This window comes from Trichlorobacter sp. (assembly GCF_034008105.1).
In the GTDB taxonomy this organism is placed as follows: Bacteria; Desulfobacterota; Desulfuromonadia; order Geobacterales; family Pseudopelobacteraceae; genus Trichlorobacter.
This window is the reverse complement of record NZ_JAVEPN010000011.1, coordinates 90508-112414: the sequence shown is the minus strand read 5'-3', so window position 1 is coordinate 112414 and position 21907 is coordinate 90508. Positions and strand designations below refer to the sequence as shown.

Here is a 21907-nt window from a genome sequence, read left to right as displayed (position 1 = left end):
AGAAATGGACCATGCCGTTCAAGGACTGGAAATCTGTGCTAAATCAGTTCACTATCATCGTTGAAGAACGGATGCCTGCTCTATAAAATGACCGAAAAACCATTTACACAAAATCATTTACAGGACCTAATAAACTATCATTCTCTTCAAAAATATAATCGTTATGTCCGCAGTCGGGACAAACTTTTGGATGAATCTGATGCTGATGACGTAATACTAAGCTGTTATCCTTACCTACCTTCTCCTCAATTCTCTGCAAATCAGCGCCTTTTTTATCCATCTATGCTGTCCTCCTTTTCTGATCGATAATTTATTGAGTTCATCACCATGCTCTGGTTGTACGACCATATGAAAATGGCTGGGCATCAGGCACCATGCGTGCAGTCGAACCGGGTGTTTCAACCGTGCTTGTAGCATCAGACCCAGAAAGGCACCATTGTCTTCATCCTTGTAAAAAATCTGTTGCCTGCCGTTTCAGCGATTAATGATGTGGTAATAGCAGTTGTCTCCCAATGCTCTTGCTATTCTCGGCATCTGGCAGCCTCTCTAATTGTACCTTAATAAGTAGCCTGTCCCCTTATTGTACTTCGTTTCGTTAGGGCTGCCCCTGGTTACCAACAACGCACGAGAATTCGCACGTATTCCCGCCCTCCAGGTTGTCAATTGGCTTGATTGATCTGTCCAGCGGGGGGGCTGTGAAGCGCTGGACAGTTTTTCGGGGTAGGTTGTACGTACGTGTTTGTTGATACATTTATAGATATGTATACTGTCCCCGAAATAACCCGATGGTTGTACTATCAACGTTTCCAAGGCTCAATGGGATCAACACGGTGCTGCGGCGACGGCGAATCTTTTTTTATCTCTTTCCCAGGTGTAGGAGCAGGTGGTGTCGGTCGTGGGGATGGTGTCGGCTTGGGAGTAGGCTGGGAAGGCTGTCTTGGTTTGCCTGAATCACGTTTCATTTCAATCCTCCGGAATATAAAATTTTTCTGCTGGCAACTCGGTATCTACCTCCCTTTGACAGCAGGCTATCAGCTTTTTGTCGATCTTCTCTCCTGGTTCTTTATTTACTAAGATGCCTTTCCTTTTAATCGCTTTTTTTAAGTCATTTTGCATTTCTTTGTCATATTTTAGCTTCTGTGCGATCATTTCCTTGATCTCAAACAAATCATGTTCAAGACCTTTGTAACCAGACAGTATTTCTTCATATTTTTTTATTTTTTTTGTTAAAGACAGGGCAGGTTTTATAACGGCAATAATTGCAGAGGCAATTCCTAAATACTTCCACATTTGCTGTCCCAAAGGTGTTTCCCAAAACCACAGTCCAGCAATTGCTGAAGATGGAGCGGTAATAAGTAAAACTACCTCCATATAAAAATTTGCAGATTCGACCCTGCTGAGCTTGCAGGTGTAATATTTAACATTTAGTTTCGCAGTCCGATACAAGTCATATACACCCCAAACCGGATGTTCTTCTCTTGCAGTCATTTATTTAGCTTCTCCTTTATTTGTATAACGGTGGCGAGGAAACCAGCGCGTCAAAGTCTGTGTGCCGCCATTTAGTTATTTTTATTGAACCATCTATCTAAAAAGACCTTTTCTGAGCCTTTGAACCAGAGATAAAACGGTGTCCATAATATTCCGATAAAAGCACACGCGGATAAGAAGATTATATGTTCGTTGATCGGCAACGAATAAAAATCGGTATTATAGCGCTTTACTAGAGGTGTTATTGGCTCTTTGAGTATAGTTGCTAATAAAAAAGTATAACCTGTTGGTATCATTACTCCGAGAAATGGTATTATAAACTTCAAGTAACCTTTACTGTGATTTGTATTCTTTGATGGTTTATAATCACTTTTCTTGTAGTCGCTATATGTCATTCTGTCAGGTGTATTTTTGTTAAACCATGAAAATGATTCATGTTTTGCTCTTTCCCAATCATGTTTCAGCAACAGAGCTACTCGTTCTCGAAATTCGAGAAGCAAATTTGATTTTTCCGATGTATTCGTAAGTTGATAGATCAGCTCTGGAATGGCTTGATCTTCTTCATGGAGTGGATTCAGCACCAGCGAGAACTCTAAGACCAACTCTCCTAGTCTGGCATTATTCCCAGTAGTAGCGGATTGATGAACGGCCAAAGAAAGTTCCCTTATTTTTGCACGCCACTTTGCACGCTCTTGTGTCACATTTTCTATTTGTATTTTTCGCTCACTTGCTCGTATAGCAACAAGTCCTGCAATTAATCCGGCTAATACAGACGACGAAAGCAGAAGGGTTGTTTCCATTAATTCTCCTGTAGGTAACGGTTATGAGGCTGACCGGCTAGGTTTTAGGACGGTCGTGCCGATTGTTGGCACTCCCGTTGTCAAAGTTTTCAAAGGTATTCCACTTTTTCATAAAGTTCTTTCAGAGCAGCATCAATACCCCTCTCTACATGTGTGGAAACATAAAGCTTGGTGAACACAAAATATAGGCTACTGTTAGTTGGTATCAATAATTCGATATCCATTTTATTGCAATTTTTATAACCACTAACCTTATAACCACCTTCTGTAAATGTGATATTAATTTCATTTTGGAACAAATGCCCATCAACACCATCTTTTTCGCTATTATTGTATATGTATATGACTTCTGGAAATAGATGCAGCACCCTATGAGCAGCAGCTTCAAATAACATAGCGACATCAACTGCATCTTCTACTAGTTCCCTTGTTGGTAATACGTACTCATGTTCAAGTAAATTTCTTGCACTTCTGACTTTATTCAATATTCTTGGCGCTAATGCCCCGATTTCTTTAAGTATGGACAACTTTGACAACTTTAGTCGTTTTGGTGAAAGTTTAAGTGCGCTTATGATGATGTCCGTTCTACAGTCTATCGCTCTCTTTGCATTGCCCAAGGCGTTAACCAATGAACGTTCGTCGTCTTGTGCAAGGTCCAGTTCAGCAAACCTAATGAAATCTTCAGGGGAAAGGTCAAAACTTGGTTCAACCTCAATGCACCCGTCGCTTAGTGCCCTTGATTCATGTGGGTTTATTCCTGTGGCTCTGAGGATTTGAGTTGTCTGGTCTTTTTCATTCATGGTTTTCTCGTTTGTGTACAACGGCTCGGCAGAACACCGGCGGTTTTAGGCCGGTGCTTCTGTCTGGTTAGGACTCCATTTGGTGCCAAGAACAATCTCTCCGAATGTACAGGCTCCTCGATATCGGATGATCTGCATCATCACCCATCCGTGACACGATTTCTCGCAGTTTTTCGACTCCAGCAGCTGACTTACTGTCGCAGAAAGCCAACATATCTCGGCAGGGCACGCAGGCAATGAAAGTATTAGATGTGAGATTGGAAAGTGATTCGTCCCACAATTCATCAACGAGCAGTAGACTCGCTTCAAAATCTCCCCCCATTATGGCCGCATCCCCATTTCGGGGACAGTATATAAAACTAATAAGCTGTTTACGATCAGACCTCAAAGGACTGTCGGGCATCGGGAATCACCACCTGTTTCAGGCCCAGTTCACTCCGCAGGGCTTCGGCCAGGCTGTTGGATGCCTAGAATTCCGTGGACAGTATATACAACTAATAAGCCGTTTCCGATCAGACATCAAAGGACTGCAAAGCATCGGGAATCACCACCTGTTTTAGCCCCAATTCACTCCGCAGGGCCGCGGCCAGGCTGTTAGCGGCCTCGTCTTCGCCATGGACGATGAAGGTGCGTTGCGGTTTTTTCTCCATCACCCGCACAAAGTCCAGCAGCCCCTGTTTGTCGGCATGGCCGGAGAAGCCGGGCAGCACCTCCACCTGGGCCCCCACCTGAAACTCCTCCCCGAAGATACGCACCTGCTTCTCCTGTTCCACCAACCGGCGCCCCAGGGTGTTGGGTGCCTGCCAGCTGGTAAAGAGGATGGTGTTGCGCGGGTCACCGATCCGGTTGCGCAGGTGATGCAGTATCCGGCCCCCCTCCAGCATGCCGCCGGAGCTGATGATGATGGCCGGGGTCTTCAGGTGATTGAGCGCCTTTGATTGCTCCACCGACTGGGTGTACTGCAGGCGGCCGAAACCGAACGGGTTGTTGTCGTCGTCGGTCAGCAGAAACTCGCGGATCTCGTCGTCGTAGACCTCGGGGTGCAGCCGGAAGACCTCGGTGGTGCGGGTGGCCAGGGGGCTGTCGATGAAGATCGGCAGGTCGGGGATGGCGCCATCGCTGTGCAGCCGGTGCAGGGCATACACCAGTTGTTGGGTGCGGCCCACGGCAAAGGCCGGAATCAGGAGTGAGCCGCCACGGCTGACGGTCTGGTTAACGATCCGCTCCAGCTCTTTTTCGGATGCCGAGCCGTCGGGGTGCAGCCGGTCGCCGTAGGTGCTCTCCATGATCAGGATGTCGGTCCCGTCGCTGATCGGCTGCGGGTCGCGAATGATCGGGATGTCCGGCCGGCCGATATCGCCGCTGAACACCAGGCGACGATGCTGGCCAGTACTCTTTTCATCGATATCGAGGATGACATGGGCGCTGCCCAGCATATGGCCGGCATCCACCAGGGTGAGGGTAATGCCGGGAAGGATCTGGCGGGGCCGGTTATAGCTGACGCCCACAAACTGGTCCATGGCCCTGGCCGCATCGGCCTTTGTGTATAGCGGTTCAAAGGGCCGCTGGCCCTGCTTCTGGCGGCGGCGGTTGACGTATTCCACGTCCTTTTCCTGGATCGAGGCGCTGTCCTGCAGCATCACCGCGCACAGGTCGCGGGTGGCCGAGGTGCAGAAGATGTCGCCCTTAAAGCCGTTTTTGACCAGACAGGGGATGCGGCCCGAGTGATCGATGTGGGCGTGGGACAGGATCAGGCAGTCGATTGTGGTACCCCGGCAGTCATCGCCGCGGTTCTTTTCAAAGGATTCCTTGCGTTTGCCCTGAATCAGGCCGCAGTCAAGCATGATGGTCTTGCCGTTGACTTCGAGTAGATGCTGCGAGCCGGTGACGGTACGGGCTGCGCCATTAAAGGTAAGTTTCATGTCTCACGCCTTTCATGAAGCGAGTGTCTGCTTGTTATACCATGCCCTGCGCGTTGGTAAACCATCAGTTTTCACGGTTGCATGGTCCGGCGTTCCCTCCTCACACAGGCTGTGCTATCATCCGGGCGTTGTTGCGGGCAGCACGTTCGGTGGGGGTTGGATAGGACTGATGAACAGACAGGGCGACCATACTGCGGTTTGGCGGCTGATTGATACCGGCCCCTTGTCCGGCAGGGAGAACATGGCCATCGACGAGGCGCTGTTTCGCTGTTTTGATCCCGCCTCGTCCCAGCCGACCCTACGGCTGTACGGCTGGCAACCGCCTGCGCTATCGCTGGGCAGGTTCCAGAAGGCGGCAGCTGATCTCGATCTCGACCGCTGCAGGGCCGACAACCTGACCATTGTGCGCCGGATCACCGGCGGCGGTGCCATCTATCATGCTGACGAACTGACCTACAGCCTGGTCTGCGGGCCGTCGCAGATCCCGGCGGCCGCCTCGGTGAAGGATTCCTTTCGGGTCTTGACTGGATTTTTGCTGGGGTTGTACCGGGCCCTGGGGCTGCAGGCCGCCTATGCGGCTGACCTGGCGCCGGCCGGCAGCAGGCTGGGGCAGCGCACCCCGCTCTGCTTTGCCGGTAAGGAAAGTTACGATATCCTGGTCAACAATCGCAAGCTGGGGGGCAATGCCCAGCGCCGCTCCCGCGCGGTCATCTTTCAGCATGGTTCTATTCCACGGGAAAACCGGCTACAGCAGGGTTTGGGCTATCTGAAGATCAAGCCACAGGGGATCGAGCAGGCCAGCACCTGTCTGTCTGATGAGGGGATAACCACCGATTATGACCAGTTGCAGCAGACCCTGGTTGCGCAGTTTCAGGCGCAGCTGGGGGCAAGCCTGCAGGCCAGTGCGCTGACCGCACAGGAAGAGGCGCTGTCGCGCACGCTGGCTGCAGGTAAATATGGCGAAGATCGTTGGAACCTGGAAGGTGAAGAACCATGAAAATCCAACGCAAGCCGGAGTGGCTGCGAAAAAAGGTGCCGCAAGGGGAACAGGCTGCCATGCGGGGACTGTTGTCCGAACTGAAGCTGAACACGGTCTGTCAGCAGGCGCTGTGTCCCAACATTGCCGAGTGTTTCAGCTGCGGCCAGGCCACCTTTCTGATTCTTGGGCGCGACTGCACCCGCCAGTGCAGCTTCTGCAATGTGGATAAAGCTCCCCGACCTTTGCCGCCCGATGCCGACGAACCGCGCCGGGTGGCCGAGGCGGTGCTGCGTCTCAAACTCTCCCACGTAGTGATCACCAGCCCGACCCGTGATGACCTGGATGATGGCGGGGCCGGCCACTACGCCGCAACGGTGGCCGCCATCCGCGAGCGTTCACCGGAGGCGGCAATCGAACTGCTGGTGCCGGACTTCGGCGGCGATGGACAGGCGCTGGCCACGGTGCTGGCGGCCAGACCGGCCATCCTGGCCCATAACCTGGAAACGGTGCCGCGCCTGTATGCGGTGCGGCAAGGGGCCGATTACCGGCGTTCGCTGCAATTGCTGGAACGGGCTGCGCTAGCTACAGATGCTGCGCCGACCAAGTCAGGGATCATGCTGGGGCTGGGTGAAACGGAAGCAGAAGTGCTGGCGGTGCTGCAGGACCTGCGGCAGGTAGGCTGCAGCTACCTGTCCATCGGCCAGTATCTGGCCCCTAGCCGGCGGCATCAACCGGTGGTGGAGTACATCCTGCCCGAACGTTTTGAATTGTGGCGTCAGGCAGCACTGGAGATAGGCTTTCGTCATGTGGAGAGCAGCCCCTACACCCGCAGTTCCTATCATGCCGCCAACTACGCATAAAAAAAGGCCGCCTGGTTGGGCGGCCAATCAAATGGTTCAGCTGTGTTGATCGATCAGGCAAAGGTTGAAAAGCCGTAATCCTGGCTCTTCACCGGTTGCGGAGCCTGCTTGGCGTTTTGTGCCAACAGGTCGGCCATCTTGTTTTGGGCTTCTGCAGCCTGCTTGACCATGGCCGTCGACAGGGCCTGCTGGGTCTGTGACGACTGCATCATCTGGCTGGCGCCGGCGATTGAACTGACATCCATCGTGTGCCTCCTTCACGCATACTGTGATGGTAGCTTACCAATTAAGTAGGGATAAGATCAATGCTTTTTTAGTGTCAGCTTTCGAGCTGCCGGAATCTCTGGTATAGTGTCTGCCACAACAGCGCAAAGAGAGAACGGGGAGGGCTGATGATAACGATTGTATGGTGGCACTGGCTGGTGCTGGGGCTGTGTCTGATCGGACTGGAGTTGCTGATCCCGTCCTTCACCATCGTCTGGTTCGGTCTGGGGGCACTCGCGGTGGGGCTGCTGGTGGCGCTGCTGCCGTTCACCCCGCTCTGGCTGCAGGGACTGATCTGGGCCGTGGCCTCGGTGGCCTTTACCCTGATGTGGTTCAAATACCTCAAGCCCAAGAACAGCATGACCCATGCCGGTCAGTCCAAGGAGGCGATTGTCGGTGAGACCGGCATTGTTATCCGTGGTACGACCGACAGCTACACAAAGGGCAAAGTCCGTTTTCGGATCGCCATCCTGGGGGCCGATGAGTGGACCTGTTATGCCGAAGAACCGTTGAACGTCGGTGAAACGGTGCGGGTGGAGGATATCGAGGGGCAGATCTTAAAGGTGCGTAAACTGTAAACCGGGAGGTAAGCTATGCCAGGAATGATCGTTGTTGGCGTTTTATTTGTGGTGGTGGCCGCCACTATCTTTGCAGGCATCAAGACTGTGCCCCAGGGGCAGGAATGGGTGGTGGAGCGGTTAGGCAAGTACAGCTGCACGCTCAAGCCGGGCTTAAACTTCATCATTCCGTACATCGACAACGTCTCCTACCGGGTCTCCACCAAGGGCGATGTGCTGTCGATCGGCTCTCAGGAGGTGATTACCCGGGATAATGCGGTGATTATCACCAATGCGGTGGCCTTTATCAAGGTGACCGAGCCCACCCGGGCGGTCTATGAGATCCAGAACTACGAGTACGCCATCCAGAACCTGGTCATGACCACCCTGCGGGCGATCATCGGCCAGATGGAACTGAATAGCGCCCTGTCGGAGCGGGAGCACATCAAGGCCCGGCTGCAGGAAAACATCTCCAAAGAGGTGGCCAACTGGGGTATCTACGTGCAGTCGGTGGAGATCCAGGATATCAAACCATCTGAATCGATGCAGAAGGCCATGGAGCAGCAGGCCAGCGCCGACCGCTTCAAGCAGGCCGCTATCCTGGAGGCGGAGGGACGTCGCGAGGCGATGATCCGTGAAGCCGACGGCAAGCTGGAGGCGGCCAAGCGTGAGGCCGACGCCCAGATCAGGCTGGCCGAGGCCTCGGCCCAGGCCATCAAGGATATCAGCAATGCCGTCCAGGATCGCGACCTGCCGGCGGTGTTCCTGTTGGGCGACCGCTACATCAATGCCCTGCAGAAGATGGCCACCTCGCAAAACAGCAAGATGGTGGTGCTGCCTGCCGACCTGCCGGCAGCGGTGCGCGGCATCATGGGTAAAGGGTAGGGTGGGTGCAGCGCAGCCACGATTACTGGATGGCCCAGGCCATCGCCGAAGCCCGCAAGGCTCAAGTCAAGCATGAGGTGCCGATCGGCTGTGTCATCGTCCGTGAGGGCCGCATCATCGCCCGTGCCCACAACCTGCGGGAATCGAAGCAGGACCCGGCTGCCCATGCCGAACTGCTGGCCATTCGTAAGGCCGCCAGGAAGCTTTCTTCCTGGCGGCTGTTGAACACCACGCTCTACGTTACCCTGGAACCGTGCCTGATGTGCATGGGGGCCATCATCCTGGCCCGTATCCCCCGGGTTGTCTTCGGCTGCTTCGACCCCAAGGCCGGCGCTGCCGGTTCCCTGTACGATCTCTCCAACGACCCCCGTTTGAACCACCGCCTGGAACTGGTGAGCGGCATCCGGAGCGCGGAGTGCTCCCTTCAGCTCAGCTCCTTTTTTACTGCCTTGCGTAAACGACGCCGTGGTGAGGCTGAGGGTTGAGTTTTTTTATCGCTTGGTGTATAGAACGTATCGGCCTGAGCGATCAGGCCGTTTGTTTCACTGGAGAGGTGTCCGAGTGGTCGAAGGTGACAGACTCGAAATCTGTTGTACCGCAAGGTACCTAGGGTTCGAATCCCTACCTCTCCGCCATACTCAAAGAAGGGCCTACGGAATTCGTCTGTAGGCCCTTTTGTTCTTTTTACGGGGGCAGCATGTGTCATTATGCACGGTCCATCACGGCAGGTGGCCTGCTGATAGTTAGCATCTTCACAACAGAGTGCATGGCAGGTGCAGCTGTCAGTCAGGTTACGGCAACGCAGCCAGCTGCTGAGGCACAGCATCGGTCACTGAAAAAAGAGTTGTCGAGCGTCAACATCGTGCTTGAGGCATCGGACCAGGAGCTGCGCGACGCCCTGAACCGGTTGCTGCCCCGCGAACTGTACCAGGGGGCTGCCGGTATCCGGGGGCTGACCGCTCGGATGCTGCGTGACGGCTCGCTACAGGTGCAGGCTGCCGACAACTTCATCCACCTGACGGTGCCGGTGGTGGTGACTTTTGGCTACGGTATGTTTGAAACCCTGCCGTTCAAAACCAGCCTCCGGTTCAGGGTGAGCGCTACGGTGAGGCCCGATTGGCAGCTTGACCCGCTGATCCACTATACGGGCCTAAGCGACGCGCTGGTTGAAGAGATCGGTATCGGGCCGCTGGCGATAAAGCCGCGCAGCATGATGGAGGAGCTGACCCGGCCGGTGCAGCGGATGCTTACCGCCCAGGTTGCCCGGAAGCTGCAGGAGCGGTTTCCCTTGCGCAGTCAGGCCGAAAAGGTGTGGCGTGCCGCGCAGAAGCCGATTCTGCTGGACAAGCAGTACCGTGCCTGGCTGTTGCTCGATCCGCAGGAGGCGTTTTTCTATCCGTTGTATGCCCAGCGGGGACAGGTTCGGCTGGGGGTAGGGCTGCGCTCCTACGCGGAGCTGGTGGTGGGTCCAGAACCTGCCGCCCGTTCAGCATTGACACCTTTGCCCAACCTGAAAGCTGCGTCCGGGCAGGACCGTCGATTCCGGGTGGCCCTGCACACCGATCTGTTTTATCGCGATCTGCTGGAGATCGTCACCCCGTTGCTGCTTGATAAGGAGTTTGTCAGCGAGGGACGGCGTGTGATTGTGAAGGGAATTGAGCTGTACGGCAATGGCGACCGGCTGGTGATACGGCTTGCGACGGCGGGTTCTCTGGAGGGAGTGCTGTATCTGACCTGCAGGCCGGTATTCAACCCGCAGACCAGTCTCTTCTCGGTGGAGGATGTGGAATTTGATCTGCAGACCCAAAGCTTGCTGCTTGCAACGGCTGAATGGTTCCTGCATGGCACCATCAGGCAGGCGATCCAGGAACGGCTGAACATGGACCTGAGTACACGTGTCCACCAGGCCCGGGAGCAGGCTGCCAGGGCATTGGCCCGGGTCCAGCTGACTGATGGTATTTATTTGGCAGGAACAGTGCAAGCGATGCGCCTGCACGATGTGCTGTTACAGCAGGATAAACTGTCAATCCAGATCTACAGCGAGGGGGAGAGTGGTGTTGTCCTGCGCTGATGGCAGGCGCCCACTCTCGCTTGCGGTAACAACCTGAGGTGTCTATGACTCACCATCATCATCATCGTGGTTCACAACCCCTGCGGGGGCGCTGGTCCAGCCGACTTGGCTTCATTATGGCGGCGGCCGGTTCAGCCGTGGGACTGGGCAATATCTGGAAGTTCCCCTATGTGACCGGCATGCACGGCGGCGGCGCCTTTGTGCTGTTCTACCTGTTCTGCATCGCCCTGATCGGTATTCCGCTGATGGTGACCGAGATGATCATCGGTCGTCATACCCGCAAGGGGCCGGTGGGGGCCTTCAAGCGTCTGAAAGGCGGCGTCTGGGAGCTGGTGGGCTGGCTGGGGGTCTGTGCCGGGTTTGTGATCCTTTCCTATTACAGTGTGGTGGCCGGTTGGACGGTGGATTACCTCTGGCTGTCGCTGCAGGGCACCTTTAGCCAGCAACATGCCCAGCAGGTGCCGCACCTGTTCACCGGCCTGCTGGCCAGCGATCTCAGCCAGCTGTTCTGGCAGGCCCTGTTCATGTTGGCAACGGTGCTGATCGTGATCGGCGGGGTCAAAAAAGGTCTTGAACGGGCTAACCGGATCTTGATGCCGGTGCTGTTTCTGATCCTGGTCGGGCTGGCAGGTTTCGGCCTGTTTTCGGCCGGCGGCTCTCAGGCGCTGCAGTTCCTGTTCTCGCCCGACTGGTCCAAGCTTGATCCGCCAGCCATGCTGGAGGCGCTGGGCCATGCCTTTTTCTCGCTGAGCCTCGGTATGGGCGCCATCCTGACCTACGGCAGTTATGCCGACGAAGAAATCAGCATCCCCAAGGTGGCGGTCACGGTGTCGGCCATGGATACCCTGGTGGCGCTCTTGTCAGGGCTGGCCATCTTTCCGATCGTCTTCACCTACGGCATGGCGCCGGCCGCCGGACCTGGCCTGGTGTTCAAGACCCTGCCGATTTTGTTCAGTCAGATGCCGGGCGGAAGCGTCATTGCGGTGCTGTTTTTTCTGCTGCTGGTATTTGCCGCGCTCACCTCGGCCATTTCGCTGCTGGAGGTGGTGGTGGCCTACTACTGTGACGAGCGGAAGTGGGATCGCCGCAGGGCAACCGTGGTGATGGGATTGGTGATCTTCGCCATCGGCGTGCCGTCGGCCCTGTCCAACAACCTGCTCAAGGACTGGCAGGTGATCGGCGAGCGGAACGTTCTGGACTCGGTGGATTTTGTGGCCACCAACTATCTGTTGCCGTTGGGGGGGCTGTTGATTACGCTGTTTGCCGGCTGGGTGCTGACACCGGCTGTGGCCAAGGCAGAGCTGACCAAGGGGACGGCCATCGGCTGGTTCTATCCGCTCTGGCGTTTTCTGATCCGCTACGTCTCGCCGGTGCTGGTGGCTCTGGTGCTGCTGAACAAGGTGGGGCTGTTCTAAAAACCAGTTTGGGCACAAACAAAAACCCCGCCGGAGCGGGGTTTTCCAAACAACGATAATCGAAGGTGCGTTACTTCTTCTTGGCTGCCTTCACTTTGAGATCTTTGAGACCTTTGCCCGGGGAGAACTTGGCCGAGGTTTTGGCCGGAATCTTGATCTCTTTGCCGGTCTGGGGATTGCGGCCGGTACGGGCCTTCCGGGTCACGGTGCTGAAGGTGCCGAAGCCGACCAGGGTCAGCTTGTCGCCGGCTTTCATGGCTGCTTCAGTTGCCGCCATAAAAGCGCTGAGGGCCTTCTCGGCCTGGGTCTTGGTGATACCTGCGCCTGCCGCCATCTTTGCAACGAGATCTGCCTTCTTCATTCGGGTCCCCCTTGGGTTTTTTACGCTGCGGACGTCTCCGTCAGCGTTGAAGCTGAATCTGGCATACAATCTTAGCACTGGTTTGAGGCTCTGCAAGTGATCAAGCAATTTTTTCTGCTTCTAACACACTTTTTTTTGTATAGCGAGCGTTCTTTGTGCTTTTAATCTGATTTTAAGCTGGCTTGCAATCAGCTCAGGAAACTGTTGACAGTCGTATCGGGCTGGCAGTAATTTTGACGTTCGGCAGAAGCCGAGTACCAGCAATTACCGGACAGACGGTGCGGCGGCCAGTGGCCGCCTTGTTTTTGGCCGTGGTCACGATCGAACAATGGAGGCTTGCAGATGGATATTTCAGTACTCCCCCTGGCAGCAGGGCAGATGAAGGCAAAGGTGGCTGACGAGTCGCAGCTTGGTTTCGGTCGTATCTTCACCGACCGGATGCTGCTGGTTGAATGGACTGCAGAGAAGGGCTGGCACAATGCCCGTATCAAGCCCTACGAGCCGTTTGTGTTGGATCCGTCGGCCCAGGTGTTTCACTATGCCCAGGAGATCTTTGAGGGGCTCAAGGCCTACAAGTGGGCCGATGGACGGATTGCGCTGTTCCGGCCGGAGAAAAACGCTCGGCGTTTCAATCTCTCGGCCGACCGGCTGTGCATGCCCGAGCTGCCGGAAGAGCTGTTTGTGGAAGGGATCAAGCAACTGGTGGGCCTTGAGCAGGACTGGATTCCCACCGCAGCCGGCACCTCACTCTATATCCGCCCCGCCATGATCGGCGTTCAGCCGGTGTTGGGGGTCAGCCCGTCTGACCATTACTATTTCTTTGTGATCCTCTCGCCGGTGGGGGCTTACTACGCCGCCGGTTTCAAGCCGGTCAACATCATGGTGGAGGATCATTACGTCCGTGCCGTGCCAGGTGGCACCGGCGAGGCCAAGACCGGCGGCAACTACGCCTCATCGCTCAAGGCTGGTCTGGAGGCCAAAAAGAAGGGGTTTGATCAGGTGCTCTGGCTGGATGGCCGCGAACAGCGCTACATCGAAGAGGTGGGCGCCATGAACATGTTTTTCGTCTATGGCAACCGGATCGTTACCTCCGCCCTGAACGGCTCGATCCTGTCGGGTGTGACCCGTGATTCGGTGCTGTCCTTGGGCAAGAAGCTGGGCTGCACGGTGGAGGAGACCAAGATCGACGTCAATGAGCTGATGGCTGATATCAAGGCCGGCAAGGTGACCGAGGCCTTTGGTAGCGGCACCGCAGCGGTGATCACCCCGGTGGGCAAGCTGCACTACAAGGGCGAGACCGTGCCGTTGGGTAACGGCGGCGTTGGTGAGCTGACCCAGAAGCTGTACGATACTCTGACCGGTATCCAGACCGGCGCCCTGCCGGACGAGTTTGGCTGGGTGACCTTTGTGAAGTAACGTGATGACCGAGGCGGGCAGCGATGCCCGCCTCGGCTGTTTCAGGAGGACAGCATGACCGCTGAGCTGCAGCTGCAGACGAGCCGGACGACCGAACTGCTGTCGGTCACCAGCCAGGTGGCTGATCTGGTCAGGCGTAACGGCTGGCAGGACGGAGTGCTGACCCTGTTTGTGCCCCACACCACCGCCGGCATCACCATCAACGAGAATGCTGACCCCGATGTGGCCCGCGACATGCTCTGGTTTACGGAGCAGCTGGTGCCGAACCTGGCCGGTTTTCGTCATGCCGAAGGGAACTCGGCCGCCCACATCAAGGCCAGCCTGTTCGGTTCGTCAGTGCAGGTGATTGTGCGGGGCGGCAGCCTCTGGCTGGGCACCTGGCAGGGGATCTACTTCTGCGAGTTTGACGGTCCCCGCCATCGGCAGCTGCTGCTGAAATTTTCTTGATCAAATTTGTAGGATAATGTGTTAGATTATTTTCATGTAAACGATCAAGGGAGGTGAAGGCAATGCTCAAAACAGCACTTCTAACAGTAGCGATGATGGCTGCCATCTCAACCCAGGCGCTGGCTGCGGGTGATTATCGTGGAGATGAACGCTGTCCATTACCCAAGGACTGGAGCAGGTATTCTGAGCCCTATAACCCGCTGGACCATCCCAGCGACTATCCGACCTTCTACAAGGCCGATTGGCCCGGTTGGTCCTGCTCATATCAGCGGGAGGATGGGGTGATCGTGCAGTATGGCGATAACCGCACACCGCAGCAGCAGTGGCAAGACCTGTGGGGTGGCGGTTCGGATAGCGGCGACGTTAACTAGTCGGCGTACTCCTCTTTCTTCAGGCCGTACTTCTTGATCTTGCGGTAGAGGGTGGCCATGTTCATGCCGGCTTCCTTGGCGGCGCTGTCAACGGCGCCGCCATGTTTTTTGAGCAGATCGCGCAGCAGATCCCGTTCGAACCGTTCTAGCGCGGCGCTGTACGGCTCTTCGCTCATCAGTACCGGCCCTGCCTGCACCGAAGGGAGCGGCCCCTCCGGCAATTCGATCACCTGCCCCAGAGTGTCCAGACTGATGTAGTCGCTGCCTTCCATGGCCATGCAGGCCTCGATCACGTTCTTCAGCTGCCGGATGTTGCCCGGCCACTGGAAGGAGCAGAGCACCTGCATGGCATCCTTCTCGAACCCCTTGATGGTGGTGCCAAATTTAAGGTTCTGCAGGTGGATGAAGTGGGCCGCCAGCAGCGGTATGTCTTCAACCCGCTCCCGCAGCGGCGGCAGGTGCAGGTTGACGACGTTCAGCCGGTAGTAGAGATCCTCTCGAAACTCCCCTTTTTTGACCGCCTCTTTCAGGTCGGCGTTGGTGGCGGAGATCACCCGCACATCGACCCTGGTGGGGGTTGTCTCTCCCACCCGGGTGAACTCCTGTTCCTGCAGAAAACGCAGCAGGGTCTTCTGGACGTTGATCGGCAGGTTGCCCACCTCATCCAGGAACAGGGTGCCGCCGTTGGCCGCCTCCAGCAGACCCTGGCGATTCTCGGTGGCGCCGGTGAAAGCCCCCTTGCGGTAACCGAACAGTTCGCTTTCCAGGATGCTTTCCGGCAGGCCGCCGCAGTTGATGGCCACGAATTTTTTATCCTTGCGGGCTGAGTGGTAGTGTACCGCCTGGGCGATCAATTCCTTGCCGGTGCCGGACTCGCCGGTGATCAGTACCGAGGTGTCACGACCGGCCACCTTGCCCACCTTGTCCAGCACGGTCCGCAGGGCGCCCGAGGCGCCGATGATGTTGTCGAACTGGAGTTTCTCTTCTATCTCCCGCCGCAGCTCCCGGTTTTCCTCCTGCAGCAGGGCCTGCTGCAGGGCGTTCTTGACCCGGTAGACCAGCTCCTGGGGCTCGAACGGCTTGGTCAGCATGTCGTAGGCCCCCTTGCGCAGGGCCTGGATCGACATCTCCACCGTGGCGTAGGCGGTGATGATGATCACCGGCAGGTCCCGGGCCTGTTCCTTGACCCGCTGCAGCACCTCAAGGCCGGTCATGCCGGGCATCTTGATGTCGGTGATCACCAGATCCCAGGTGGCTGGGCTGAACTCCTCCATGGCCTTGACCGGGTTGGTATAGGTCCGCACCAGGTAGCCGTTATCCAGCAGTACCTGCTCCATCATGCGGCACAGCCCTTCTTCATTATCAATCAGCAGTATCCGTTGCTTGTCGGTCATGCCAGTTCCTCATAATCAAGCGGCAGGGTAACGGTGACCGTGGTGCCGTGGCCCGGTTCGCTCTCGATGGTGATGCTGCCGTGGTGCATCTCGATGATTTGGCGGGTGATGGCCAACCCCAGACCGGTGCCGCGGGCCTTGGTGGTGTAGAACGGCTCAAAGATCTTTTCCAGGCTTTCCTGGGGGATGCCGGAGCCGGTGTCGCGGAAGATGACCCGCACGGTGTCATCTGGCCCCGGTGTGGTGGCAACCAGCAGCTCGCCGCCATCCGGCATGGCCCCGCCGGCATTCAGGATCAGGTTGATGGCCACCTGGCGCAGTTGATCTCCGTCCAGCAGCACCGGGGGCAGGTTGCGGTCGAAGCTGGTGCGGATGGTGACGCCGCGCATGTCGGTATGATTAGCCGAAAACTCGACGATCTCGGTCAGCAGCTCGTTGAGGTTGGTCAGGACCAGGGTCGGCCGCGGGGTGCGAGCGTAGGACAATAGATCCTGCACGATCTTCTTGCAGCGTTTGCTTTCGCGTTTGATCTCGTGGATATATTTGTAGTTGGGGTCATCCTCGCTGAGCTTGCCCTCCAGGTAGCCGGCGTAGCCCAGGATTACCCCCAGCGGGTTGTTGATCTCGTGGGCCACCCCTGAGGAGAGCACCCCCAACGAGGCCATCTTGCCCTGTTGTGCCAAGGATGCCTCCATCTCCTGGTTGCGCTGGATGATGTCGGTCATCCGGTTGAACGCCGTTGCCATCTCGGCCAGCTCGTCACTGCCGGATACGGCCATGCGGGCCTTCATGTCGCCCTTGCGCACCTTGCGGATAGTCTCGATCATCTGGTTGATCGGTCTGGTGGCCACATTCGACGCGCAGACGACCAGCAGCGTGGCAAAGCAGCCAACGATGCCGATCAGGATGATGGTACTCCAGAAGATGCGGCTCTTGATGGCGTTGGCCTCTTTGTAAAACTCATCTTCGTAGGAACCGACGGCCACGATCCAGTCCCAGACCGGAAAATATTCATAGCGCACGATCTTCATGCGAGGTTTGGCATCACCCTCGTTCTGCCAGGGATACCTGATCCAGCCGCTTTTATGCTCGATCATCTCGCGGATGAAGGGGTGGCCGTTGGAGTCCGTGGCATCGATGATATTTTTGCCTTCCGATTCCCGGTGGATGGTCAGGGTGCCTTTGCGGTCCATGCAGTAGATGTAGCCGGTCTTGCCGACCCGCTTGTTCTTGATCTTGTCCTTCAGGTTGGCAAAGGAGGCAGAGGCCAGTTCGGTTTCCAGGTCGCCGGTAATATCGAAGCGGTAGTCCTGGAACTGTTTGTCGTAGGAGCGCAGCAGGTCGATGGTGAACTCGGCCATATGCTGCAGGTCGTCCTTGCTGGTCTGGGTGATGCCCAGATAGGCCTTCTGATTGGCGATGAAGCCGGTCACCAGCGCCACCACGATGATCGGTATGATCACCAGCGGCAGCACCAGCAGCAGCAGCTTGCTACGCAGCTTTAAGCGGTCGAAAAAAGGACTGGGCATGGCAGGTCAGATATAGCCTGAAACCGCCACAGAATCAAGGGCGCTACCAGTTTCTGCTGCGCCGGACCGTTTTTCTGGTATATACTGGCAAACCATGAACCATGAAACAGGAACCAGAATCTATCAGACCCTGCAGCACCTGAACAGCAACGTGCTGCAGGGCAAGCAGGATGCCCTGCGGCTGGCCATGGTGGCGATGCTCAGTGGTGGCCATCTGCTGATCGAGGATCTGCCCGGCCTGGGCAAGACCACCCTGGCCCTGGCCCTGGCCGGCAGCACCGGCCTGACCCTGGGGCGGGTCCAGTGCACCAGTGATCTGCTGCCCTCCGACATTACCGGCCTGTCGGTCTTCCGGCGTGAAGAGGGGCAGTTTGTCTTTCTGCCGGGACCGATCTTCAACCAGATCGTGCTGGTGGACGAGATCAACCGGGCCATGCCCCGCACCCAGAGCGCCCTTTTGGAGGCGATGGAGGAACGGCGGGTGACGGTGGAAGGCACTACCCACCCCTTGCCGGAACCGTTTCTGGTGATCGCCACCCAGAACCCCTCCGAACAGACCGGCACCTATCCCCTGCCTGAATCCCAGCTAGACCGCTTTCTGTTGTGCACCGGCATCGGCTATCCCTCGCCTGAGCTTGAAAAGGGGATCATTGCCGGCGGCGGCATTCGCGAGCGACTGGAAGAGCTGCCGCGGCTGCTGGACAGTCAGGAGCTGCTGACGGCCCGCAACGAGGTGTCCCAGGTCCATCTAGCCGACAAGGTGCTTGACTACCTCCATCGTTTTATTGTGGCAACCCGTAGTCATCCGTCCGTGCTGACCGGCCTCTCGACCCGTGCCGCTATCGGCCTGGCTCAGGCTGCCAGGGCGGCGGCCTATCTGGAAGGGCGTGACTATGTGGCGCCGGAGGATGTCCGTGATCTGGCCGTGGCCTGCGGCGCCCACCGTCTGTTGCTGCGCCCCGAACACGAAGCCCGGGACAGAAAGGAACTGATACGGACCATCCTCGCCGAGATAGCGCTGCCTTTGGCCTGAAGCTGACGCTGGCAGGTGGTCTGTATATCCTGATCACCATCCTGCTTGGCTTCGCCGCTGTCAACACCGGCAACAACCTCCTGTTTCTGGTGGTCTCCGGTCTGCTGGCCTTCATGTCGGTTACCGGGTATGCGGGGATGGTGAACCTGCAGCGCCTGCGTGTCGAGCTGCTGCCCCCTTCTGAGCTGTACGCCGGTCAGCCAGCCTCGTTTACCCTGCGGATCAGCAACAGCAAGCGGTTCATTCCGTCGTTCCTGTTGTCGTTCTCCTGTCAGCAGGGCGCTGCGGTGCTGGCCCATCTGCCGGCTGCCGCAACGGTCAATCTGCCGCTTGAGCTGACCCTGCCTGAGCGGGGTTGGACGCATCTGGCGTCGGTACGAGTCAGCTCACCCTTTCCCGTCAGTTTTTTCATCCGTTCCTGGCGTTTGACGATTGATCGCGAACTGTTGGTCTATCCCCGCCTGATACCCTGCCATCAAAGCAGTGGCGGCCGCAGCGGGACCGATGCCGCTGATGGGCGACAAGGTCAGCGGGGCAGCAGCGGCGAGGTGGAACGGATTGTCGAGTACAGCGGGCGGGAGCCGTTGCGCCAGATCCACTGGAAACTGTCGGCCCGTTCCGAGGAGCTGAAGGTCAAACAGTATCGTTCTGCCACGGCAGAACCGTTGATGGTTGATCTGGATAGCTTGCCGGGGCGGCTTGAAGAGCGGATCTGCTGCGCTGCCTGGCTGGTGCACCATTGGGCGGCCGAGCGGCCGGTGGGACTTCGTCTGGGGGATCAGCTGTTGCCGCCACAGGCCGGGCTGCACCAGAGGCATCAGCTGCTGGCTGCGCTGGCTGTCTACAGCAGGGCCTGATGTCTAGTAGGGCTTGTGTGCTGCCATCAGCTCGCTCAGTTGGGTTCGCTGAGACTCGCTGATCAGTTCAAAGGTAACGCCGATGCCTGGCATCTGGTGACAGGTCCCCCAGGGACGCACCCAACGGATGGTGCAGCTGATCAGTGTCGAGTCCGACAAGCCCACAAATCTGACCTTCACCTGCTGCCCGGGCTGGTGGCTGGGGTGGGTGCTGAACAGAAAGCAGCCCTGTGAAGAGACGTTCAGGGTAACGGTCTGCTCCGGCTGGTCCAGGTGCTGGCCATCGAACAGCAGTGCGTTGAGATGGAGCGATACCCGGTCATTGGGGCGTACCAGACGGGGTGTGAACGCGTTACAGATGGTAAGAAACTCATCCAGGGAACGGGCCATGCCATGATGGTTGTCGGCCATCAGCAGCTTGATTGAGTCGGTGGCCGGTGCGATGTTGAGGTAGGCGCTGGGCAGGGCCCTGAGGATGTCTTCCAACTGGTTTTTTTCAGCAGTGCTGGCCTTGGTGATGATCGGCATATCCAGTAATACACCATTAAACAGTGTACGGCAGGTCAAGGCCGGCAGATCTTTCAGCTCGCTTGCCGGCTGGCAGGCAAAACCACGCAACTCCAAGGCTTCACGATAGGTCTGGGTGCGGCTCTCGCTGCGGGCCACCAGGATCAGGGTCGGTGCGTTCATCGGGCTATCCTTGTAACTGGTGAGAGGTTTGCAAGGACAGTCGTGACCTGATCTTGCCAGGGCAGCCAGGCCAGGGCAGCCTCGCGGCGGCCCCAGGGGCTTTCACATTCAAAGCAGACATCCGGCACCAGTTCCTGACAGAGCCTGGGTCGTTCAGCAAAGGGCAGCCGGCAGCCCTCTGCAGCCAGAAAGACACAGCTGCCACTGCCGGGCTGTGCCGACCATCCGCCTAGCTCCCGTTCCTGCTGGGTCGCAGGGCGTGGGTAGTAGATAAGTCTGTGCGGGTCGGGAGAAACGCCGCCCGCTTGATAGGGGATGCCGAGGTGTTCCTCCAGCACCCAGTTGCCGGTGGCAAGGGCCTGCGTCAGCGTTGCGACCAGGCTGTCGTTGACGACAAAACGCTCAGGTGCTTCTATACCCGGTTTGGTCTGGCAGCATTGCCCGCCACAGCGGGCGCAGAGGTGCATATCTTCATTCGAGGTGGTCATGACGGACGCATTGTACCGTGAAAAACTAATCAATGCCAATAGGCGAGAATACGGTCGGGCTTACGACCTGCTTCCTTTTGCAGATGAGGTCGCTGTTGCTGCGGCCAACCATGAGCGTGACGAGCTGCTGGCCTGGCTTGGCGAACATGCCAGCTTCGGCTACGCCGGAACCAAGGTCGACTGCAATCGGCTTTCGCCCGGTTGCCAGCGCTGCGGCGAGGGCAGCTGGTCCTGCCTGTTTATTAACGGTCGTTGCAACGGTCGCTGCTTTTACTGTCCGACCTCACAGGAGGACGACGGGCCGCCGGTCACCAACGGCCTGGCCTTTTCAGCGCCCGAGGAGTATGCCGACTACGTGCAGCGATTTGGTTTTCGTGGGGTCAGTATCAGTGGCGGTGAGCCACTGCTTACGCCGCAGCTGACCCTGGCCTACCTGCGTGCGGTGCGGCAACGCTGCGGTTCTGACCTACACCTCTGGCTGTACACCAACGGCATCCTGCTAACCAAAGGGCTCTGCCAAGAGCTGCGTGAGGCCGGTCTGGATGAGATCCGTTTCGACCTGGGGGCGGTGCGCTACCATCTGAAAAAACTGCGGCTGGCAGTAGGCGTGATCCCCACGGTCACGGTTGAGATACCGGCAGTGCCTGAGGACGAGCTCCTGATGCAGCGCACAATGCGCGAGCTGGCCGCTGCCGGCTGTAATCACCTTAATCTGCACCAGCTGCGGTTGACCCCCCATAACCTGCCACACCTGCTGGAGCGGAACTACACCTTTGTGCATGGCGAGAAGGTAACGGTGCTGGAATCGGAACTGACTGCACTGCGACTGGTGCGTTACAGCATCGAACAGGGGATCGGCCTGCCGGTCAATTACTGCTCATTCCCTTACAAGCGCCGATTCCAGCATGCCGCTGCCCGTCGGCGGGCGGCGCTGTCTGTCTGCGGTCCTGGTGAGCAGGTTACCGACAGCGGTTATCTGCGGGTGCTGGGGGAGGGGACGGTGCAGTACAGCGAGGCCGCCATTCTGCAGGCCCCCTCTATGCGTGGTCCTTTTGAAAAGATCATGCTGCAGGGGGGGCGGCCGTTGTACCTGGAACGCCAGCCGCTTACGCCGCCGCTTCCCGTGACGGAACAGGAGGCTGCCGGGCTTGCTCGCGGGGAGCTGCCTGAGCGACTCAAGACCTGGGAACTGATTACCACAGGTCTGGCACCCTATTTTTAGCATAGGCTGAAATGGATGCGGCGCGCGCACCGTTTGTTGCAAAAATGCGAATAAGGTC

At 57.3% G+C, this 21907-nt stretch carries 24 protein-coding genes and 1 tRNA gene; 14 read left to right on the top strand and 11 right to left on the bottom strand.

What is annotated here, in order from left to right:
• Positions 1 to 103 precede the first annotated feature (103 nt).
• The 5 genes from RBQ93_RS08390 to RBQ93_RS08370 all read right to left on the bottom strand — a co-directional run bounded on the left by RBQ93_RS08390 (position 104) and on the right by RBQ93_RS08370 (position 5010).
• Complete coding sequence (locus tag RBQ93_RS08390) at positions 104 to 280, bottom strand: hypothetical protein (RefSeq protein WP_320371652.1); 177 nt, start codon at positions 278 to 280, stop codon at positions 104 to 106.
• A gap of 683 nt (positions 281 to 963) precedes the next feature.
• Positions 964 to 1488: a hypothetical protein gene (locus RBQ93_RS08385; protein ID WP_320371651.1), complete on the bottom strand. Its 525-nt coding sequence runs from the start codon at positions 1486 to 1488 to the stop codon at positions 964 to 966.
• A gap of 71 nt (positions 1489 to 1559) precedes the next feature.
• Complete coding sequence (locus RBQ93_RS08380; protein ID WP_320371650.1) at positions 1560 to 2288, bottom strand: hypothetical protein; 729 nt, start codon at positions 2286 to 2288, stop codon at positions 1560 to 1562.
• 89 nt (positions 2289 to 2377) lie between these two features.
• Complete coding sequence (locus RBQ93_RS08375; protein ID WP_320371649.1) at positions 2378 to 3088, bottom strand: hypothetical protein; 711 nt, start codon at positions 3086 to 3088, stop codon at positions 2378 to 2380.
• Between the two features lie 512 nt (positions 3089 to 3600).
• Entirely contained in the window at positions 3601 to 5010 is a 1410-nt protein-coding gene (locus tag RBQ93_RS08370; protein WP_320371648.1) for an MBL fold metallo-hydrolase, read from the bottom strand.
• A 169-nt stretch (positions 5011 to 5179) separates the two neighbouring features.
• Between RBQ93_RS08370 and RBQ93_RS08365 the strand changes: the two genes are divergently transcribed.
• On the top strand, positions 5180 to 6007 hold the full coding sequence (locus RBQ93_RS08365) for a lipoate--protein ligase family protein (RefSeq protein ID WP_320371647.1): 828 nt from the start codon (positions 5180 to 5182) through the stop codon (positions 6005 to 6007).
• Positions 6004 to 6849: a lipoyl synthase gene (lipA, locus tag RBQ93_RS08360; RefSeq protein ID WP_320371646.1), complete on the top strand. Its 846-nt coding sequence runs from the start codon at positions 6004 to 6006 to the stop codon at positions 6847 to 6849. Before RBQ93_RS08365 ends, lipA begins: the two co-directional genes overlap by 4 nt.
• Positions 6850 to 6902: 53 nt before the next feature.
• Here lipA and RBQ93_RS08355 read toward each other — a convergent pair whose 3' ends face one another.
• The gene (locus RBQ93_RS08355; protein ID WP_320371645.1) at positions 6903 to 7094 is read right to left on the bottom strand and encodes a hypothetical protein; all 192 of its coding nucleotides are present in this window, start codon (positions 7092 to 7094) and stop codon (positions 6903 to 6905) included.
• Positions 7095 to 7241: 147 nt separating this feature from the next.
• Between RBQ93_RS08355 and RBQ93_RS08350 the strand changes: the two genes are divergently transcribed.
• The 6 genes from RBQ93_RS08350 (at position 7242) to RBQ93_RS08325 (ending at position 12041) form a co-directional block, all read left to right on the top strand.
• Complete coding sequence (locus RBQ93_RS08350; RefSeq protein ID WP_320371644.1) at positions 7242 to 7691, top strand: NfeD family protein; 450 nt, start codon at positions 7242 to 7244, stop codon at positions 7689 to 7691.
• A gap of 15 nt (positions 7692 to 7706) precedes the next feature.
• On the top strand, positions 7707 to 8555 hold the full coding sequence (locus RBQ93_RS08345) for an SPFH domain-containing protein (RefSeq protein ID WP_320371643.1): 849 nt from the start codon (positions 7707 to 7709) through the stop codon (positions 8553 to 8555).
• Between the two features lie 5 nt (positions 8556 to 8560).
• Positions 8561 to 9040: a tRNA adenosine(34) deaminase TadA gene (gene tadA, locus RBQ93_RS08340; protein ID WP_320371642.1), complete on the top strand. Its 480-nt coding sequence runs from the start codon at positions 8561 to 8563 to the stop codon at positions 9038 to 9040.
• A 62-nt stretch (positions 9041 to 9102) separates the two neighbouring features.
• Positions 9103 to 9190: transfer RNA gene (locus RBQ93_RS08335), tRNA-Ser, on the top strand.
• Positions 9191 to 9321: 131 nt separating this feature from the next.
• Positions 9322 to 10626 (top strand): DUF4403 family protein, encoded by a 1305-nt coding sequence (locus RBQ93_RS08330; protein WP_320371641.1) that lies wholly within the window; start codon positions 9322 to 9324, stop codon positions 10624 to 10626.
• A 44-nt stretch (positions 10627 to 10670) separates the two neighbouring features.
• Entirely contained in the window at positions 10671 to 12041 is a 1371-nt protein-coding gene (locus tag RBQ93_RS08325) for a sodium-dependent transporter (protein WP_320371640.1), read from the top strand.
• Positions 12042 to 12111: 70 nt separating this feature from the next.
• Here RBQ93_RS08325 and RBQ93_RS08320 read toward each other — a convergent pair whose 3' ends face one another.
• Positions 12112 to 12402 carry an HU family DNA-binding protein gene (locus tag RBQ93_RS08320; protein ID WP_296698249.1) on the bottom strand — a complete coding sequence of 97 codons (291 nt, stop codon included), beginning with the start codon at positions 12400 to 12402 and terminating at the stop codon, positions 12112 to 12114.
• A 342-nt stretch (positions 12403 to 12744) separates the two neighbouring features.
• Here RBQ93_RS08320 and RBQ93_RS08315 point away from each other — a divergent pair, with 342 nt between their 5' ends.
• From RBQ93_RS08315 to RBQ93_RS08305, 3 genes are all read left to right on the top strand, one after another.
• Positions 12745 to 13818, top strand: coding sequence for a branched-chain amino acid aminotransferase (locus RBQ93_RS08315; protein ID WP_320371639.1), 1074 nt, complete (start codon positions 12745 to 12747; stop codon positions 13816 to 13818).
• A 54-nt stretch (positions 13819 to 13872) separates the two neighbouring features.
• Positions 13873 to 14265 carry a secondary thiamine-phosphate synthase enzyme YjbQ gene (locus RBQ93_RS08310; protein WP_320371638.1) on the top strand — a complete coding sequence of 131 codons (393 nt, stop codon included), beginning with the start codon at positions 13873 to 13875 and terminating at the stop codon, positions 14263 to 14265.
• Between the two features lie 95 nt (positions 14266 to 14360).
• Positions 14361 to 14636 carry a hypothetical protein gene (locus tag RBQ93_RS08305; RefSeq protein WP_320371637.1) on the top strand — a complete coding sequence of 92 codons (276 nt, stop codon included), beginning with the start codon at positions 14361 to 14363 and terminating at the stop codon, positions 14634 to 14636.
• Here RBQ93_RS08305 and RBQ93_RS08300 read toward each other — a convergent pair.
• Together RBQ93_RS08300 and RBQ93_RS08295 are read right to left on the bottom strand one after the other, a co-directional pair.
• Positions 14633 to 16030: a sigma-54 dependent transcriptional regulator gene (locus RBQ93_RS08300; protein ID WP_320371636.1), complete on the bottom strand. Its 1398-nt coding sequence runs from the start codon at positions 16028 to 16030 to the stop codon at positions 14633 to 14635. The two genes, RBQ93_RS08305 and RBQ93_RS08300, sit on opposite strands and share 4 nt — an antisense overlap.
• Positions 16027 to 17559 carry a Cache 3/Cache 2 fusion domain-containing protein gene (locus RBQ93_RS08295; protein ID WP_320371635.1) on the bottom strand — a complete coding sequence of 511 codons (1533 nt, stop codon included), beginning with the start codon at positions 17557 to 17559 and terminating at the stop codon, positions 16027 to 16029. The genes RBQ93_RS08300 and RBQ93_RS08295 overlap by 4 nt, the downstream gene beginning before the upstream one ends.
• Positions 17560 to 17653: 94 nt before the next feature.
• On the opposite strand from RBQ93_RS08295, the gene RBQ93_RS08290 reads away from it, so the two are divergent.
• Positions 17654 to 18592, top strand: coding sequence for a MoxR family ATPase (locus RBQ93_RS08290; protein ID WP_320371634.1), 939 nt, complete (start codon positions 17654 to 17656; stop codon positions 18590 to 18592).
• A gap of 113 nt (positions 18593 to 18705) precedes the next feature.
• A complete protein-coding gene (locus tag RBQ93_RS08285) occupies positions 18706 to 19449 on the top strand; it encodes a DUF58 domain-containing protein (protein WP_320371633.1) in 744 nt (247 codons plus the stop codon).
• Positions 19450 to 19452: 3 nt separating this feature from the next.
• On the opposite strand, the gene RBQ93_RS08280 is transcribed toward RBQ93_RS08285, so the two are convergent.
• Both RBQ93_RS08280 and RBQ93_RS08275 read right to left on the bottom strand, forming a co-directional pair.
• Entirely contained in the window at positions 19453 to 20139 is a 687-nt protein-coding gene (locus tag RBQ93_RS08280) for a PilZ domain-containing protein (protein ID WP_320371632.1), read from the bottom strand.
• Positions 20136 to 20627, bottom strand: a complete 492-nt coding sequence (locus RBQ93_RS08275; RefSeq protein ID WP_320371631.1) for a hypothetical protein — start codon at positions 20625 to 20627, stop codon at positions 20136 to 20138. The genes RBQ93_RS08280 and RBQ93_RS08275 overlap by 4 nt, the downstream gene beginning before the upstream one ends.
• On the opposite strand from RBQ93_RS08275, the gene RBQ93_RS08270 reads away from it, so the two are divergent.
• Positions 20626 to 21849 (top strand): radical SAM protein, encoded by a 1224-nt coding sequence (locus RBQ93_RS08270; RefSeq protein WP_320371630.1) that lies wholly within the window; start codon positions 20626 to 20628, stop codon positions 21847 to 21849. The two genes, RBQ93_RS08275 and RBQ93_RS08270, sit on opposite strands and share 2 nt — an antisense overlap.
• Positions 21850 to 21907: the final 58 nt, after the last annotated feature.

Coding starts and splice junctions, on each gene's coding strand:
- RBQ93_RS08375 (WP_320371649.1), bottom strand. CDS start 3,088: ATGAATGAAAAAGACCAGACAACTCAAATCCTCAGAGCCACAGGAATA.
- RBQ93_RS08350 (WP_320371644.1), top strand. CDS start 7,242: ATGATAACGATTGTATGGTGGCACTGGCTGGTGCTGGGGCTGTGTCTG.
- RBQ93_RS08330 (WP_320371641.1), top strand. CDS start 9,322: ATGGCAGGTGCAGCTGTCAGTCAGGTTACGGCAACGCAGCCAGCTGCT.
- RBQ93_RS08370 (WP_320371648.1), bottom strand. CDS start 5,010: ATGAAACTTACCTTTAATGGCGCAGCCCGTACCGTCACCGGCTCGCAG.
- RBQ93_RS08295 (WP_320371635.1), bottom strand. CDS start 17,559: ATGCCCAGTCCTTTTTTCGACCGCTTAAAGCTGCGTAGCAAGCTGCTG.
- RBQ93_RS08355 (WP_320371645.1), bottom strand. CDS start 7,094: ATGGATGTCAGTTCAATCGCCGGCGCCAGCCAGATGATGCAGTCGTCA.
- RBQ93_RS08300 (WP_320371636.1), bottom strand. CDS start 16,030: ATGACCGACAAGCAACGGATACTGCTGATTGATAATGAAGAAGGGCTG.
- RBQ93_RS08290 (WP_320371634.1), top strand. CDS start 17,654: ATGAACCATGAAACAGGAACCAGAATCTATCAGACCCTGCAGCACCTG.
- RBQ93_RS08325 (WP_320371640.1), top strand. CDS start 10,671: ATGACTCACCATCATCATCATCGTGGTTCACAACCCCTGCGGGGGCGC.
- RBQ93_RS08345 (WP_320371643.1), top strand. CDS start 7,707: ATGCCAGGAATGATCGTTGTTGGCGTTTTATTTGTGGTGGTGGCCGCC.
- RBQ93_RS08270 (WP_320371630.1), top strand. CDS start 20,626: ATGACGGACGCATTGTACCGTGAAAAACTAATCAATGCCAATAGGCGA.
- RBQ93_RS08385 (WP_320371651.1), bottom strand. CDS start 1,488: ATGACTGCAAGAGAAGAACATCCGGTTTGGGGTGTATATGACTTGTAT.
- lipA (WP_320371646.1), top strand. CDS start 6,004: ATGAAAATCCAACGCAAGCCGGAGTGGCTGCGAAAAAAGGTGCCGCAA.
- RBQ93_RS08310 (WP_320371638.1), top strand. CDS start 13,873: ATGACCGCTGAGCTGCAGCTGCAGACGAGCCGGACGACCGAACTGCTG.
- RBQ93_RS08390 (WP_320371652.1), bottom strand. CDS start 280: ATGGATAAAAAAGGCGCTGATTTGCAGAGAATTGAGGAGAAGGTAGGT.
- RBQ93_RS08320 (WP_296698249.1), bottom strand. CDS start 12,402: ATGAAGAAGGCAGATCTCGTTGCAAAGATGGCGGCAGGCGCAGGTATC.
- RBQ93_RS08305 (WP_320371637.1), top strand. CDS start 14,361: ATGGCTGCCATCTCAACCCAGGCGCTGGCTGCGGGTGATTATCGTGGA.
- RBQ93_RS08380 (WP_320371650.1), bottom strand. CDS start 2,288: ATGGAAACAACCCTTCTGCTTTCGTCGTCTGTATTAGCCGGATTAATT.
- RBQ93_RS08365 (WP_320371647.1), top strand. CDS start 5,180: ATGAACAGACAGGGCGACCATACTGCGGTTTGGCGGCTGATTGATACC.
- RBQ93_RS08280 (WP_320371632.1), bottom strand. CDS start 20,139: ATGAACGCACCGACCCTGATCCTGGTGGCCCGCAGCGAGAGCCGCACC.
- RBQ93_RS08285 (WP_320371633.1), top strand. CDS start 18,706: ATGTCGGTTACCGGGTATGCGGGGATGGTGAACCTGCAGCGCCTGCGT.
- RBQ93_RS08275 (WP_320371631.1), bottom strand. CDS start 20,627: ATGACCACCTCGAATGAAGATATGCACCTCTGCGCCCGCTGTGGCGGG.
- RBQ93_RS08315 (WP_320371639.1), top strand. CDS start 12,745: ATGGATATTTCAGTACTCCCCCTGGCAGCAGGGCAGATGAAGGCAAAG.